Origin of the sequence: Pseudomonas sp. 9.1(2019), from assembly GCF_009910445.1 — a bacterium.
GTDB classification, from domain to species: domain Bacteria; phylum Pseudomonadota; class Gammaproteobacteria; order Pseudomonadales; family Pseudomonadaceae; genus Aquipseudomonas; species Aquipseudomonas paraversuta.
Genome location: NZ_VBWF01000010.1, coordinates 1,141,339 through 1,157,116 on the forward strand (window position 1 = coordinate 1,141,339; position 15,778 = coordinate 1,157,116).

The following is a 15,778-nucleotide window of genomic DNA, read 5'->3' on the forward strand; positions in this document are numbered from 1 at the left end:
ATCCGGATTCACCGGAACTGTCATGAAGGAGACACACCATGCGTAAGACTCTAATTGCTTTGATGTTTGCTGCTGCCCTGCCAACCGTCGCAATGGCCATGCCTGGTGGTGACGGCCCAATGGGTCCACGACACGGCGGTGAGCACGGTCGCGGCGACGCCCCTTACAGCCAACTGGACCTGAGCCGCGAACAGCGCCAGCAAATCGGCAAATTGATGGGCCAGCAAATGCATGATCGCAAGCAACTGGTCGAAAAATATCTGGAAAAACTGCCGGCTGCCGACCAGCAAGCCTTGAAAGACGAGATCAAGGCCAAGCAGGACAAAACCCAAAGCGAGATCCGGGCCGTGCTCAAGCCTGATCAGCAGAAGACCTTCGACGAGATGCAAAAGAAACGTGCCGAGCGTCAGGCAGAGTGGAAACAGTTCAAAGAGTGGAAAGCACAACAGGCTCCAAAAGCGCAATAATTCGCGCAACCCTCAAGCCCAACGACCCCTGGCCGTTGGGCTTTACGCGTTCTGATCAATTAACTGCGAGGAATTACCGTGCGATCACTGTTTTGGCGCATTCTCGCCAGCTTCTGGCTGGCGATTGCCCTGGTCGCAGGGCTGTCGCTCCTGCTGGGGCACATGCTCAATCAGGACGCCTGGATCCTCAGCCGGCATCCCGGTATCGCCAATCTGGCGCAGCAGTGGACTGAACGCTACGAAACCCAGGGCGCCGATGCCGCGCAAGAATTCCTCGAGAAGCGTAAACGCCGTTATCACATTGACGTACAGGTCCTTAACGAAAGTGGCGACCCTGTGGTACGCGGTACGTTTCCACGTCGGGCTGCCGCATGGGAGGCACGCCAGCATCCCGGTGAAGAACAACTGCCGTGGCGCCGCCTGACCGTCGAGTACACCAGCCCGAAAACCGCTGAAACCTATTTGCTGATTTATCGCATCCCGCACCCGGAGCTGGATGCCTGGCATCGCCAAAGCCTGATCTGGCCGCTCAGCGCGCTGGGAATTGCACTGGTGGTGCTGACCCTGTTCAGCTTGCTGGTCACCCTGTCGATCACCCGCCCGCTGAGTCGCCTGCGCGTAGCTGTACATGACCTGGGCCAAACCACCTACCAGCAAAACAGCCTGGCGCGACTGGCTTCACGGCGCGATGAGTTCGGGGTGCTGGCCACCGACTTCAACCGCATGGGCGCACGCCTGCAAAGCCTGATTGGCAGCCAGCGCCAATTGCTGCGTGATGTGTCCCATGAACTGCGCTCGCCACTGGCCCGGCTGCGTATCGCCCTGGCACTGGCAGAACGCGCCGGGCCCGAAGAGCGCGAGAAACTCTGGCCGCGCCTGACCCGCGAGTGCGACCGCCTGGAGTCATTGATCAGCGAAATTCTGGCCCTGGCACGGGTTGATGCCGACCAGGCCAGTGCCGAGCCCATCGAGCTCAACGGGCTGCTCCAGGCGGTACAAAAAGATGCCTCGCTGGCGGCTCCCGAGCAATCGGTACAACTCACGGCAGAACCTGGCTTGAGCCTTGGCGGGTGGCCGACAATGATAGAGCGCGCGGTGGATAATCTGCTGCGCAATGCGCAACGTTTCAGCCCGCCCGGACGCCCGATTGAATTAAAGGCCTGCCGTGAAGGCGAGCTCATCAGCATCAGCGTGCGGGATTACGGGCCCGGAGTGCCCGGGGAATATCTGGCGCAATTGGGCGAGCCGTTCTTCCGTGCGCCCGGCCAGACGGCGGCCGGACATGGCCTGGGTCTGGCCATAGCCCGTCGCGCGGCAGAACGCCATGGCGGCAGACTGGTGCTGAACAATCATCCGGACGGAGGATTTGTTGCCACGCTGGAGTTGCCACTGGAGCCGAACGGCACTCTTTAGACCCGCGAATCAATAAACCCTTGAAGCGTGCTTGCTCGCGATTGCATCACCTTGGTGTCTCAGAAAAACCGAAGTGCCTGCAGCGCGAGACAAGCTCACTCCTGCAAGGAATTCACGCCGACCACTGCTGCACAAACTCAGCCGTATCCACCTTCGGCGCGGCACGCAGTTCATTCTGCGCAGTTCCCAGGTACAGAAACGCAACCACCTGCTCGCCCTCTGTCAGCCCCAGCCCTTTGGCCACTTGCGGTGCATATGACAGCTCGCCCGTGCGCCATACCGCACCAATGCCCTGGGCGTAGGCTGCCAGTTCAATGGCGTGAGCCGCGCAACCTGCGGTGATCAACTGCTCGGCCCTGGGCACTTTGAAGTGGTCCTGCAGGCGGGCCACCACCACAACCACCAATGGCGCGCGCAACGGCATGGCCCGGGCTTTGTCCAATGCTGCCGGCGTCACCTCACCGCCCTGGGCCTGTACGGCTCCGGCGAGGATTTCACCCAGCTGATGCCGCGCATCGCCTTCCACCGTCAAAAACCGGTAAGGGCGCAACTGGCCGTGGTCCGGCGCACGCAAAGCAGCCGCAAACAGTACTTCACGTTGCTCAGCCGTTGGCGCCGGATCGAGCAGGCGCGGGGCAGAAACACGGTTGAGCAAAGCGTCGAGAGCCTCCATTGGCCACCTCCTGAAGAAAATGTGCGGCTATTCTAACGGTATCTAGCCAAGGGCTGGCGGTTTACATACCCCGCCCCACAGGTAGAATGGCGCCCCTCTTTCATCCCGAGCTGACTTCATGGCGTTGCCGACCTTACGCATCATCGGTTTCATTATCGGCATCTTCCTGATTACGCTCGCGATCAGCATGGCCGTACCTATGCTGACACTGGTGATTTTTGACCACATGGGCGATCTGCCGTCCTTTCTGTGGGCCAGCCTGATCACCTTTCTGGCCGGATTGGCACTGGTCATTCCCGGACGCCCCGAGCAAGTACACCTGCGCCCCCGGGACATGTATCTGCTGACCGTCTCCAGCTGGGTAGTGGTGTGTGTATTTGCCGCCCTGCCGTTTTTGCTGACACAGCACATCAGCTACACCGACTCGTTTTTCGAAAGCATGTCCGGCATCACCGCTACCGGCTCAACGGTACTCAGCGGTCTGGACACCATGTCGCCCGGCATATTGATGTGGCGCTCGATGCTGCACTGGCTCGGCGGCATCGGCTTTATCGGCATGGCGGTAGCGATTTTACCGCTGTTGCGAATCGGCGGCATGCGCCTGTTCCAGACCGAGTCGTCAGACCGTTCCGAAAAAGTCATGCCACGCTCGCATATGGTGGCCCGCCTGATTGTGGCCACTTATGTCGGCATCACCATTCTTGGCAGCCTGGCCTTCTGGTGGGCCGGAATGAGCGTGTTTGATGCGATCAACCATGCCATGTCGGCAATTTCCACCGGCGGCTTTTCAACCTCGGACAAGTCCCTGGCCAAGTGGTCACAGCCTGCGGTGCACTGGGTCGCTATCGTAGTCATGATCATGGGCAGCCTGCCCTTTACCCTGTACGTCGCCACCCTGCGCGGCCATCGCAAGGCGCTGATCAAGGATCAGCAGGTACAAGGCTTGCTCGGCCTGTTGCTGGTCACCTGGCTGGTGCTCAGCGCCTGGCTCTGGTGGACCACCAACATGCCGTGGGGGGACGCCTTTCGCCATGTGGCGCTGAACGTAACTTCAGTGGTGACGACGACAGGCTTTGCACTGGGCGACTACAGCTTGTGGGGCAATTTCTCGCTGATGCTGTTTTTCTACCTCGGTTTTATTGGTGGCTGCTCGGGCTCCACCGCAGGCGGGATCAAGATTTTCCGCTTTCAGGTTGCCTACATTCTGCTCAAGGCCAACCTCAACCAACTGATTCACCCGCGGGCAGTGATCAAGCAGAAGTACAATGGCCACCGCCTCGACGAAGAAATCGTGCGCTCGATCCTGACCTTTTCGTTCTTCTTTGCCATCACCATTTGCGTGATTGCCCTGGCCCTGTCGTTGTTGGGGCTGGACTGGATGACCGCCCTCACCGGCGCTGCCAGCACAGTGTCCGGTGTAGGCCCCGGGCTGGGCGAAACCATCGGGCCTTCCGGCAACTTCGCCAGCCTGCCGGACGCGGCCAAGTGGATCCTGTCACTGGGCATGTTGCTCGGGCGCCTGGAGATCATTACCGTGTTTGTACTGTGCATCCCGGCGTTCTGGCGGCACTAAAAGATGAATCGGCATACCCTGCAGGAGCGAGCTGTTCTGATAAAGGCTCGCTCCTGCAGACCACTTACAGAGACCAGATCACCATGGGCCAGATCCTGTCACTGCGTAATTACCGCCAAGAGGTGATCGCCCATAGCCATGAGCACCCGCAGGTGGTGATCAGCCTCTCAGGCAAGCTCGATTTCGAGGTGGATGGCCGCGCCAGCAGACTGCATCGGCAACATCTGATGGTGGTTCCGGCAGGCGCCCATCACACCTGCGAAAGCGAACAAGGCAGCCAATGCCTGGTACTCGATGTACCCGGCGAAGAAGACTGGCTAGGCCAATCGCTGGGCCAGCACGCCGACGCCAGCCGCCGGTTGCTCGACAGCGCCGCACAGCTGTCTCTGGACCCCATGCAGCATCAATTGGTCAACTGGCTGGCCAGCAGTGCGGTCAGCGACCCGCTGATCTCCCGTCAGGGGGCAATCCTGTTGCTGGCCAGTTTAAACACGCTCGCCCCTGACTCGCCGCCCCCCAAACGCCTGCCCCTGGCAGCTCTGGATGCCTACATCGACCAAAACGCCGCCTACCCGCTGCAGGTGGCTGATCTGGCACGTATCGCAGGGTTATCCAGCACGCGCCTGCACAGCCGCTTTATCAGTGAATGCGGGCAAACGCCGATGGATTACATTCGCCAACGCCGCCTGCACAGTGCCCTAAGCCTGCTGCGCCGTAGCAGGCTGCCCATAGGGGAAGTCGCTTGCCGCGTCGGCTATACCTCGCAAAGCGCCTTTGCTGCCGCCATGCTCCGCGAGTTCGGGGCCTCGCCTTCGGCGCTGCGGCGCGAGTCTGGCGACAACTGACGCGAGTCTGGCGACAGACGGGCCTGCCCCCCGCACCTTAGACTGCAGGCCTTGCCCGTATTGATTCAAGGACTGCAATGACTCCGCGTACTGCCCTGGGCGCCCTGCATATTGGCGCATTGATGTTCGGCCTGACCGGCGTGTTCGGCAAACTGGCCGCCGCATCGGCCTCGATTATCGTGTTCGGCCGGGCAGGTTTTGCAGTGCTTGCCCTCGCCTGCTTTGCCGGGCTGGCCAGACACACGGTGTGGTGCAAGCCGACATTGCGCGACGTGCGCGGTCTGCTGCTCAGCGGCTTGCTGCTGGCCGGGCACTGGGTGAGTTTTTTCATCTCGGTAAAGATTGCCGGGGTGGCCATTGCAACCCTGGGCTTTGCCAGCTTTCCGGCGTTTACCGTGATCCTTGAAGGGCTGATTTTTCGCGAACGGATCCGGCTCAACGAAATCATCCTGGTGATACTGGTCAGCGTCGGGCTGATCCTGGTCACCCCGACCTTTGATCTGGCCAGCCAGGCCACCGAAGGCTTGCTCTGGGCGATTGCCTCGGGCCTGCTGTTTTCGTTGCTGTCCCTCAATAACCGGGCCTGCTCGGGACGGCTGCCTGCGGTGCAGGCGGCGATGTGGCAGAACGCCGTGGTTGCCCTGTGCCTGCTACCCTTCGCCGCGCCTGGCCTGGGTCAAGTGCGGCCATTGGACTGGCTGTGGATCGGCCTGTTGGGGGTGTTCTGCACGGGCGTGGCCCATAGTTTGTTTGTCGCCAGCCTGGCGGTGATCAAAGCCCGCACCGCCGCCGTAGTCTTCGCCCTGGAGCCGGTGTACGGCATCACCCTGGCCTGGCTGTTGTTTCACGAGACGCCGACCTTGCCCATGCTGCTGGGCGGGGTGCTGATCATCGTCGCGATTGTCGTGTCGAGCCGCATGGCCAGCGGACCTGCACCGGGCAAGCCCGTATTGGCGACCAACCCTCACTGAACCCGGTCGTTGTGCCCCAGATCACGTTGCGGATCAATTTGGTCGCGCACCCGTTGCTTGAGCACTTTAGCTTCGGGAAAGCCGCCATCCGCCTTGCGCTCCCAGATCTGCACGCCATCGCAGGTAATACGAAACACCCCGCCGGTGCCCGGCTGCAACGCCACCTGCGCCAGGTCATCGGAAAATGTGCTGAGCAACTCCTGGGCCAGCCATGCCGCACGGAGTAACCACTGACACTGCGTGCAATAGGTGATAACAATTTCCGGTTTGCTGACTGCCATGTTTCTCGGGCTCCTGAAGTGAAAGGCGCCGCTATAATAGCCACCTTTGTCGCTTGCCCAGAGATTCATGATGCGCCGCCTGCTGATTTGCCTGCTTTTGTGTTTATCCCCGCTGGTACTGTTTGCCGCCGAAAATCCACATCCCAAGATCGGCCTGGTGCTTTCCGGTGGCGCGGCCCGTGGCCTGGCCCACGTCGGCGTGCTCAAGGCACTTGAAGAACAGGGCATTCACGTCGATGCCATCGCCGGCACCAGCATGGGCGCAGTGATCGGCGGCCTGTATGCCTCGGGCTACAAGATCGACGAACTGGAAAAGCTCGCACTGGGGATCGACTGGCAAGAAGCCCTGTCCGATGCTCCGGCCCGGGCAGACATCCCGTTCAGGCGCAAGCAGGATGACCGCGACTTCCTGGTCAAACAGAAACTCAGCTTTCGCGACGATGGCAGCCTTGGGCTGCCATTGGGAGTGATTCAGGGGCAAAACCTGTCGCTGCTGCTCGAAAGCCTGCTGGCCCACAGCAGCGACATCCGTGATTTCGACAAACTGCCGATCCCCTTCCGGGCTGTGGCTACCGACATCGTCAATGGCGAGAAAGTGGTATTTCGTAAAGGCCACTTGCCTCAGGTGATCCGCGCCAGCATGTCGATTCCGGCGGTGTTTGCCCCCGTAGAAATCAACGGTCAACTGCTGGTCGACGGCGGCATGGTCGACAACATCCCGGTGGACGTAGCCCGCGAAATGGGGGTGGACCTGGTCATTGTGGTGGATATCGGCACACCGTTGCGCGGGCGCAAACAGCTCAACACCGTGTTCGACATCCTCAACCAGTCCATCACATTGATGACCCGCAGCAACTCCGAGGTGCAGCTTGCGTCCCTGAAGCCGGAAGACATACTGATCCAGCCTGCGCTGGCCAGTTTTGGGGTCACCGATTTTGGTCGTTCGCAAGACATTATCAACGCTGGCTATCGCGCCACCCAGGCCCTCGAAAAACGCCTGATCAGCCTGCGCCAGCCCGGGGACAAGCAACTCGATGCCGCCCGCTCACCTGAGGAGCGCACCCCGGTAATCACCGCGGTCAAGATCGAGAATGATTCGAAAATAGACGACTCGGTGATCCGCTATTACATTCGCCAGCCGGTGGGTGAACCGCTGGACCTGGGCCGTCTGCATCGGGATATGGGCACGCTGTACGGGCTGGACTATTTCGAACAGGTGCAATACCGCGTGGTGCACAAAGGTCAGGACCGCACCCTGGTGATCAGCGCCCGGGGCAAGCGCAGCGGCACTGACTACCTGCGGCTGGGGCTCAACCTTTCAGACGATATGCGCGGCGACAGCGCGTTCAACATCGGTGCCAGCTATCGGGTCAACGGCATCAACCGGCTGGGTGCCGAGTGGCTGACGCGGGTACAAATCGGCGATCAGCAAGAGTTGTACAGCGAGTTCTATCAGCCACTGGATGCCGGCTCGCGGTATTTTGTTGCGCCCTATATCAACGCCCATTCGCAGAACGTGGAGTCGATCCTCGATAACGATCCAATCGCCGAATACCGCCTGGAACGCTATGGTTTTGGCTTGAATTTTGGTCGTCAGATCGGCAACAGCGGTGAAATCCGCCTTGGCGTTGGCGAGGCCTGGGGCGAAGCCAATGTGCGAATTGGCGAACGCGACTTGCCGAGCACCAGCTTCAATGAAGGCTTTTATGACCTGAAATACTCGTTCGATTCGCTGGATAACGTGTACTTCCCCCATGAGGGTGAGGACATCAGCCTGAGCGTGCGCCAATTTGAGCCGGGGATTGGCTCTGATGAGCGTTATCGCCAGTGGGAGTTTCATCTGGACAAGGCGTTGAGTTACGGGCCGAACACCTGGATTCTGGGCGGGCGCTACGGGCGCACGCTGGACAAGGCCAACGTGGTGACATCGAGCTTCTTGCTGGGTGGTGCACGACAGTTGTCGGGCTTCAGGGAAGATGCGATTTCCGGGCAAAACGTCAGTTTGATGCGCGCGGTTTACTACCGCCGCCTCACTCCACGTTCGTACTTGCCGTTTGATTTCCCGCTGTATGCCGGCGCGTCACTGGAGCGCGGGCGGGCCTGGAACAACGACAATGAATTCGACAGCGGCTACATCAATGCCGCGAGCATTTTCATCGGCTTCGACACACCCCTGGGCCCGCTCAACTTCAGCTATGGCTTTAACGATGATGATCAAACAGCGCTGTACCTGAATCTGGGCCAGACATTCTAAGGAGTACTAACCCTGCAGGAGCGAGCTTGCTCGCGAGCCTCTAGAGCTCGCGAGCAAGCTCGCTCCTGCAGGGTTTTGATCAGTGTTTTTCGAGGTTATCCAGGATGCGCTGGTGAACGCGCATGCAGATGCGCTGCTCTTCTTCGTCTACGCCCACAAACAGTTCCTGGCGCAACGCAGTGGCAATGGCTTCGATCTGGGCGATCAATGGCCGGGCGGTATCGCTCAATACAATTTTCTTGGCGCGCCGGTCTTCGGCCACAGCATGACGCTGCACCAGCCCCTGAGCTTCAAGACTGTCAAGCAAGCGGGCCAGGGTCGGCCCTTCAACCCCGACACTCTGGGCCAGTTCGCGCTGGGTAGGCACATTTTCAAAACGCGCCAGGTGCAACAGCACCAGCCAACGTGCTTGCGACAAACCAAGACCAGCAAGACGACGATCCAGCTCGGCACGCCAGCCACGGGACATTTGGGCCAACTGCATGCCAAAGCGGTGTTGATCGGTTAAAGGCATAAAAAACTCAATGGTTAGACTGAAAAAGAGTGAACCTAATTGTTAGCCAGCTAAGCATGGAGCTTGCACATAGGCAAGACCTATAAGTCAATCAATTCGTTACATATCAATAACCAGCACTACATTTCGAACTCGGCCTGCAGTGCCGCACGCACGCAATACAGCACGCCTTCAGGTACCCGGCCTTTGAACTGCTCGGCAATGCTGGCCACACTTGGCAGCTCGCCCTCACCATCCAGGAACGCGTCCTGCACTTCGCCCATCAGCTCCTCGGGCAAGTCCAAAGCCTGCTCAAGGGACAATTCCTGACGGCCGATTGCTTCAGCCAGCATCGTATAAACGTTCTTTTCAGAACATTGCAGCTGCCCGGAAATCTGCAATGGCGTCATGCCGGCGCGGGCCAGGCTGATCAGCTCGTGACGGATGTCGGCCACCACTTTCGGGGTTTCGGCCTGCCCGCCCAGAACCTCGAGGAAGGCCTCGCCGTAGCGCTCCAGCTTGCGTGCACCTACGCCGCTGACTGCAGCCATCTCGGACAACGAGGTGGGCTGGCTGCGCAACATTTCCAGCAGGGTCGAGTCGGGGAAGATGACGTAAGGCGGCACCCCGTGCTCTTCGGCCAGTTTGCGCCGCAAGGCCCGCAGGGCCTCCCACTGCTCGCGCTCTTCGCCACGCACCAGTTGGCTGGCCGGGCTGGCGGAACTACTCTTGACCGTGGTTTGCGGCTTGAGCTCGCGGCGCAGTTCCAAAGTCACTTCGCCGCGCAACAACGGCCGGCAGCTGTCGCTTAATCGCAAACCGCCGTAGCCTTCGATATCAATATCGGCCAGACCACGGGCCACCAATTGACGGAACAGTGTGCGCCACTCGCCTTCAGCACGGGCTTTGCCCACACCGAATACCGACAAATGCTGATGACCCATGCTGCGGATTTTTTCGTTTTCGCGGCCCAGCAACACATCGATCAAATGACCTGTGCCATAGCGCTGACCCGTGCGATAAATCGCCGACAGCGCCTGGCGCGCAGGCTCGGTGGCATCCCAGGTTTGCACGCCATCCACACAGTTGTCGCAGTGCCCGCAGGGTTGCGGCATGTCTTCGTCGAAATAGGCGAGCAAGGTCTGCCGGCGGCAGCGGGTTTCTTCACACAAAGACAACATGGCATCGAGCTTGTGATGCTCCAGACGCTTGTGCCGCTCATCTCCCTCGGAGTTTTGCAGCATTTGCTTGAGCATCACCACGTCTTGCAGGCCGTAGGCCATCCAGGCGTCGGCGGGCAAGCCATCGCGCCCGGCCCGGCCGGTTTCCTGGTAATACGCCTCAAGGGACTTGGGCAAATCCAGATGCGCGACAAAGCGCACGTTGGATTTGTCGATCCCCATACCGAACGCAATGGTCGCCACCATGATCAGCCCCTCCTCATTGAGAAAGCGCTTCTGGTTGGCTGCACGCGTCTCGCTGGGCAGGCCGGCGTGATACGGCAGTGCCGGGAAACCCTGATCACACAGGAACTGCGCCACTTCATCGACTTTTTTGCGCGACAGGCAATAGACGATGCCCGCATCGCTGCGGCGTTCGGAAAGGAAGGCCAGCAACTGCTTGCGCGGCTGCTCTTTAGGCACGATGCGGTAAAAAATGTTGGGGCGGTCGAAACTCGACAAAAACCGCTCGGCGTTCTGCAAGTGCAGACGGGTAACGATTTCTTCGCGGGTGCGCTTGTCCGCCGTGGCAGTCAGGGCAATCCGCGGCACATTGGGAAACACTTCGGCCAGCTGGCCCAGCTGCAGGTATTCGGGACGGAAGTCGTGGCCCCACTGGGACACGCAATGCGCTTCGTCGATGGCAAACAGGGCGATGTCCAGGCTCTGCAAAAACGCCATCATGCGCGGCTGTACCAGGCGTTCAGGTGCCAGGTAGAGCATTTTTATTTCACCGCGCTTGATCCGGTTCGCCAGGTCACGCTGTTGCTCGGCATTCAGCGTCGAGTTCAAGGCCGCTGCCGCCACCCCGAGCTCTTCAAGGGTTGCCACCTGATCGTCCATCAATGCGATCAATGGCGACACCACCACCGCCAGGCCATCGCGCAGGAGCGCCGGAACCTGGAAACACAAGGATTTGCCACCGCCGGTAGGCATCAGCACCAAAGCGTCGCCACCACTGGCCACGCGCTCAATAATGTCACCCTGACGGCCACGGAAACTGTCGTAGCCGAAGATGTCCTTGAGTACGCGTTGAGCCTGTTCGAGCATAAAAACTCCAGAAATCGCCGAAACACCCCTGCACAAGCGGCATCCGGCGCGGCCTCAAGCTGATTCGACAGCTCGGGCGCAGGGCGCGGGATCCGCTGCATTCACTGCAGGGCATCACAAAACGCGGCAGTATACCCGAGCACTCCCCCCCGCAGGGCGCTGTGATTGCACTACCGATCACCGGGAAGTGAGGCCAAATGTGCCCTGCGACTGGCCTGTACGCTCAAGAAAGCCTAGAATTCGTTATTGTTTATTTTCTAGGTAGTCCTTCAATGTCCTTCGCTGAGCAACTAACCCGCCTGCAAGTCTTCCTCGACGCCGACGAGCTGCATGACGAGGCGCTGGACTACGTGGCCACCCACGGTTTTCTGACAGCCCTTTCCATCTGCTCCGAAGCAGTACCTGAGCGCGAATGGATTGACGCCATCTTCTCTGAAGAAGCGCCGCACTACAAAGACGACGCCCAGCGTGCCGAGATCGAAGCCACCCTGATTCAACTCAAGGCCCACATCGCGCGCCAGCTGGCTTCCGACGAAGAATTCGAACTGCCTTGCGATCTGGATCTGGGCGACGAGCCTGATGATTCCGACCTGCGCGGCTGGTGCATCGGTTTTATGGAAGGCGTGTTTACCCGTGAAGCGGCCTGGTTCGAAACCGCCGAAGAAGAAGTCAGCGAAATGCTGCTGCCAATCATGGTGGGTTCCGGCCTGTTCGATGATCAGCCGGAGTTTGCAGACATCGCCCAGGATGCCAACCTGATGGACGACATGATCGTGCAGATTCCCGAAGCGCTGACTGCTTTGTACCTGCTGTGCAATGCACCAGACGAAAAACCGGCGATCCTCAAGCCTCGCCACCACTGATTCAGTGATTCAGCCCCCTGTCGGCAACCGTTCGCGGTTGCTGCGCTACGCACTGTTTGCCATCGGCTGGCTGAGCGTAGCGCTGGGGGTTATCGGTATCTTCCTGCCGGTATTACCCACCACCCCCTTCCTGCTGTTGGCTGCTGCCTGTTTTGCCCGCAGTTCGCCGCGCTTTTATCAATGGCTGGTCGAGCACCCACGGCTCGGGCCATGGATCCGCGACTATCTTGATGGCAACGGCATCCCGCTCAAGGGCAAGGTCTACGCCATTGGCCTGATGTGGCTGAGTATTGGCTTGTCCTGCTATCTGGTGCCTTTACCCTGGGCCCGGGGCTTTATGCTGACCAGTGCCGTGCTGGTGAGCATTTACATCCTGCGCCAGAAAACCCTCGAAAAACCCTGAGACACATCCAACACCTGTAGGAGCGAGCTTGCTCGCGAGCTATTGCCGTTTTGACAGAACAGATCGCGCCTAGGGTTTTTTATACGGTTTTATCGCCGTGGTTACGCTGATAGGTGTCCGCGCCCATCGCCTCGATCTGGCCCTCGATCAGCGCTTCAAACGGGCGCAATAAAGGCGCAAACGAGGTCGGCGCCTCCAGGATCTCCAGCGCCTGCACTATCGCTTCCAGGGTCGACAACGCCCCCGGCCCGGGAGCCTTGCGCAATCGGTAGCGCGATACCGCGCCTTCAGGCAGCGTGACCCTGGGCAGTTGCGCCAGCAACGGGTTCAGATGCAGCAGCTTGCGCGCCTTGCGCCACGTACCGTCCGGCACCACCAGCAGCCATGGCAGGCTTGCATCAGACGGCCTGGCAGTGCCGATCAGTTGCGCATCCTCTCCCGGGAACAACAACCGCGCCTGATATCCCGGAGGATTGAGCAAAGTGGCCAGATCCTCAAAGACCTCCCCTACCCGCAGCTCAGCGTTAAGCAGACCAAGATCCGCCAAGCGCGCCGTATTGAGCGCATGGCCGACCTCGCTCGGATGCTGTAACAGCAGCACCCGGGTACGGCTGTCCAGCTGCGGGATCAGGGCGCACAGGCAATGGGTTTGCGGGCGCAAGCAGCGAGGGCATTGGGCTCGGGACATGACAATAAAATCTCGTTCAGGGTTGATTAAGCTGCGCTTTGAGCAGGTCGCGGAATGTTTGAATCAACGGCTCGCGGCTGCGACCACGGCGCACGATCATCGAAAACGGAGCCTGATAACCAAAGGTCGCCGGCAACAACACACGCAAATCCCCCTTCTCCACCCAGGGCTCGGCGTAGTGTTCCGGCAAATAGCCGATATAGGCGCCCGACAACACCAGAATCAGCTGCGCTTCCATGCTGTCGACTGTCGCCGCGCTGTGCTTGAAGCCGTGGCGCGCCAACTCGGCCTGACTCCAGTAACCGCGACCGACCATGCGTTGCTGAGTAATGACCGGCTCAGGAATACGTCGCTCAGCGAACAAAGGATGCCGCGTGCTGCAATACAGCCAGTGCTGCTCGCGATACAACGGCTGATAGACCAGACCGCTCATGCGCGTCGAGAACGCCCCGATGGCCAGATCCAGGCGGTTGTCCTGTACCCCGAGCTGTAATTCATACGGGCTCATCACTGACAGGTGCAGGTGCACCGCCGGGTGCTCCTGGCTGTAGTCGCCAATGGCCTGGGCAAAAGGCAGCGCTTTATCGCTGACCGTGGAGTCGATCACCCCCAGATTCAGGGTGCCGCGCAACTCACCCTTGAGCGCTGCGGCATATTGCTCAAACCCCTCCAGCTCACCCAGCAGGCGCAATGTTTCCTGATGGAACAACTCGCCCTTGCTGGTGAGGCTGAACCCGCCGCGACCGCGATGACACAGCACCAGCCCCAGATTGGATTCGAGCTGGCTCATGTAGGTACTGATGGCCGAGGTAGACAGGTTGAGTGCCTGCTGGGCATTGGCAAACCCCTGGTGTCTGACCACGCTGGTAAAGATTCGCAATAGTTTTAGATCAGGTAAAGCGTTGGCCATGAAAAACTCACATGATTAGGCGGAACAAAAATCGCACTCAACCTGCAACTACCGGCTTGCCGGCGACAGCATTACCTCACACCTCTAAAAACCGGTTGTCTGCATCGCCGGCAAGCCGGCTCCCACATCAGCCCCCCATGTTTGACGAAGCAAATTCTACCCCGAGCCCCGGCATTAGTTTAGAAAAACATAAACTAAGTATTTGCCCATAGGGATTCTTCCCGCCTGCCTCCTTTCGCAGAATCCCTCGCCATACCCATAACAAACAACGAGGCCTCTGCCGTGGACAAAATTCTTCATCAACCATTGGGCGGCAACGACATGCCGCGCTTTGGCGGCATAGCCACCATGTTGCGCCTGCCCCACCTGCAATCGGCTAAAGGCCTGGACGTCGCATTTATCGGCGTCCCCCTGGACATCGGTACCTCGCTGCGCCCGGGCACCCGTTTCGGACCTCGCGAAATCCGCGCCGAATCGGTGATGATCCGCCCTTACAACATGGCCACCGGCGCCGCACCGTTCGACTCGCTATCGGTGGCCGATATCGGTGACGTGGCAATCAACACCTTCAATCTGCTGGATTCGGTGCGCATCATCGAAGAAGCCTACGACGAGATTCTTGAACACGACGTCATCCCGCTGACCATGGGCGGAGATCACACCATCACCCTGCCCATTCTGCGGGCGATTCATAAAAAGCACGGCAAGGTCGGACTGGTCCACATCGATGCCCACGCCGATGTTAACGACCACATGTTCGGCGAGAAAATCGCCCACGGCACCACCTTCCGCCGCGCTGTGGAAGAAGGCCTGCTGGACTGTGACCGCGTGGTGCAGATCGGTCTGCGCGCCCAGGGTTACACCGCAGAAGACTTCAACTGGTGCCGCACCCAGGGCTTTCGTGTAGTACAGGCCGAAGAGTGCTGGCACAAATCCCTGGCACCACTAATGGCCGAAGTCCGCGAAAAAGTCGGCAACGGTCCGGTGTACCTGAGCTTTGACATCGACGGTATCGATCCTGCCTGGGCACCCGGCACCGGCACCCCGGAAATCGGCGGCCTGACCACCATTCAGGCGATGGAGATCATTCGTGGTTGCCAGGGTCTCGACCTGGTGGGCGGAGATCTGGTAGAAGTCTCGCCGCCTTACGATACAACCGGTAACACCTCATTGCTGGGGGCTAACCTGCTCTACGAAATGCTCTGCGTAATGCCCGGCGTCGTGCACCGCTGAGGGTTGACCATGAGCCAACGCGATGAGGTTTTGCGTGCCGCAGCCGACCTGGTTTCGGCTTTTGCGCGCAATGATCGCGAAGCCTATTTCGGCGCGTTCAGCGCCGATGCCAGCTTCGTTTTTTATACCCTGGCCCAACCACTTCTGAGTCGCGATGCCTATCAGGCGTTGTGGGACAGCTGGCGCCTGGAGGAAGGATTCGAGGTGCTTTCTTGCATCTCGAGCAATGCCTTTGTCAGCCTGCAAGGTGACGTGGCGGTCTTTGTACATGACGTGGCCACCGAGCTGCGCATGCAAGGGGAGCAATTTTTTAGCCAGGAACGCGAGACCATTGTCTTCAAGAGGCAAGGATCCCGCACACAAGAACAACAAGGCCTGTGGCTGGCCTGTCACGAACATTTATCCGCTATGCCGGAAGGGCTGCCGCCCCCTTAGCCAATG

The 15,778-nt window shown here is 59.7% G+C and carries 16 protein-coding genes; 10 read left to right on the top strand and 6 right to left on the bottom strand.

The features are described from left to right. Window positions 1-38: 38 nt before the first annotated feature. Together FEZ21_RS18520 and FEZ21_RS18525 are read left to right on the top strand one after the other, a co-directional pair. Entirely contained in the window at window positions 39-467 is a 429-nt protein-coding gene (locus FEZ21_RS18520; protein ID WP_003441736.1) for a Spy/CpxP family protein refolding chaperone, read from the top strand. A 78-nt stretch (window positions 468-545) separates the two neighbouring features. Beyond that, entirely contained in the window at window positions 546-1,880 is a 1,335-nt protein-coding gene (locus FEZ21_RS18525) for a HAMP domain-containing sensor histidine kinase (RefSeq protein ID WP_160628106.1), read from the top strand. A 112-nt stretch (window positions 1,881-1,992) separates the two neighbouring features. Here FEZ21_RS18525 and FEZ21_RS18530 read toward each other — a convergent pair whose 3' ends face one another. Continuing rightward, window positions 1,993-2,553, bottom strand: coding sequence for a nitroreductase family protein (locus FEZ21_RS18530; protein WP_010656453.1), 561 nt, complete (start codon window positions 2,551-2,553; stop codon window positions 1,993-1,995). A gap of 118 nt (window positions 2,554-2,671) precedes the next feature. On the opposite strand from FEZ21_RS18530, the gene FEZ21_RS18535 reads away from it, so the two are divergent. The 3 genes from FEZ21_RS18535 (at window position 2,672) to FEZ21_RS18545 (ending at window position 5,942) form a co-directional block, all read left to right on the top strand. Next, window positions 2,672-4,126, top strand: a complete 1,455-nt coding sequence (locus FEZ21_RS18535; protein WP_003441731.1) for a TrkH family potassium uptake protein — start codon at window positions 2,672-2,674, stop codon at window positions 4,124-4,126. A gap of 83 nt (window positions 4,127-4,209) precedes the next feature. Further along, entirely contained in the window at window positions 4,210-4,971 is a 762-nt protein-coding gene (locus FEZ21_RS18540; protein ID WP_160628107.1) for an AraC family transcriptional regulator, read from the top strand. Window positions 4,972-5,048: 77 nt separating this feature from the next. Then, window positions 5,049-5,942 carry a DMT family transporter gene (locus FEZ21_RS18545; protein WP_003441727.1) on the top strand — a complete coding sequence of 298 codons (894 nt, stop codon included), beginning with the start codon at window positions 5,049-5,051 and terminating at the stop codon, window positions 5,940-5,942. Here the strand turns inward: FEZ21_RS18545 and FEZ21_RS18550 are convergent. Further along, entirely contained in the window at window positions 5,936-6,223 is a 288-nt protein-coding gene (locus FEZ21_RS18550) for a SelT/SelW/SelH family protein (protein WP_010656454.1), read from the bottom strand. The genes FEZ21_RS18545 and FEZ21_RS18550 overlap by 7 nt on opposite strands. Window positions 6,224-6,293: 70 nt before the next feature. Here FEZ21_RS18550 and FEZ21_RS18555 point away from each other — a divergent pair, with 70 nt between their 5' ends. Continuing rightward, the gene (locus tag FEZ21_RS18555) at window positions 6,294-8,477 is read left to right on the top strand and encodes a patatin-like phospholipase family protein (RefSeq protein WP_010656455.1); all 2,184 of its coding nucleotides are present in this window, start codon (window positions 6,294-6,296) and stop codon (window positions 8,475-8,477) included. A gap of 79 nt (window positions 8,478-8,556) precedes the next feature. Here the strand turns inward: FEZ21_RS18555 and FEZ21_RS18560 are convergent, their stop codons facing one another. Then, window positions 8,557-8,991, bottom strand: a complete 435-nt coding sequence (locus FEZ21_RS18560; RefSeq protein ID WP_003441722.1) for a MarR family transcriptional regulator — start codon at window positions 8,989-8,991, stop codon at window positions 8,557-8,559. Window positions 8,992-9,110: 119 nt separating this feature from the next. Beyond that, window positions 9,111-11,240, bottom strand: a complete 2,130-nt coding sequence (recQ, locus tag FEZ21_RS18565; RefSeq protein WP_003441720.1) for a DNA helicase RecQ — start codon at window positions 11,238-11,240, stop codon at window positions 9,111-9,113. A gap of 272 nt (window positions 11,241-11,512) precedes the next feature. Between recQ and FEZ21_RS18570 the strand changes: the two genes are divergently transcribed. Both FEZ21_RS18570 and FEZ21_RS18575 read left to right on the top strand, forming a co-directional pair. Further along, window positions 11,513-12,103, top strand: coding sequence for a YecA family protein (locus FEZ21_RS18570; RefSeq protein ID WP_003441718.1), 591 nt, complete (start codon window positions 11,513-11,515; stop codon window positions 12,101-12,103). 37 nt (window positions 12,104-12,140) lie between these two features. Beyond that, entirely contained in the window at window positions 12,141-12,506 is a 366-nt protein-coding gene (locus FEZ21_RS18575; protein WP_048361057.1) for a YbaN family protein, read from the top strand. A gap of 79 nt (window positions 12,507-12,585) precedes the next feature. On the opposite strand, the gene FEZ21_RS18580 is transcribed toward FEZ21_RS18575, so the two are convergent. Both FEZ21_RS18580 and FEZ21_RS18585 read right to left on the bottom strand, forming a co-directional pair. After that, window positions 12,586-13,194: a tRNA-uridine aminocarboxypropyltransferase gene (locus tag FEZ21_RS18580; RefSeq protein WP_010656457.1), complete on the bottom strand. Its 609-nt coding sequence runs from the start codon at window positions 13,192-13,194 to the stop codon at window positions 12,586-12,588. A gap of 16 nt (window positions 13,195-13,210) precedes the next feature. Then, window positions 13,211-14,104: a LysR family transcriptional regulator gene (locus tag FEZ21_RS18585; protein ID WP_003441713.1), complete on the bottom strand. Its 894-nt coding sequence runs from the start codon at window positions 14,102-14,104 to the stop codon at window positions 13,211-13,213. 282 nt (window positions 14,105-14,386) lie between these two features. Here FEZ21_RS18585 and speB point away from each other — a divergent pair, with 282 nt between their 5' ends. Then, window positions 14,387-15,337, top strand: a complete 951-nt coding sequence (speB, locus tag FEZ21_RS18590) for an agmatinase (RefSeq protein ID WP_003441711.1) — start codon at window positions 14,387-14,389, stop codon at window positions 15,335-15,337. 9 nt (window positions 15,338-15,346) lie between these two features. After that, window positions 15,347-15,772 (top strand): nuclear transport factor 2 family protein, encoded by a 426-nt coding sequence (locus FEZ21_RS18595; RefSeq protein WP_003441709.1) that lies wholly within the window; start codon window positions 15,347-15,349, stop codon window positions 15,770-15,772. Window positions 15,773-15,778 lie beyond the last annotated feature (6 nt).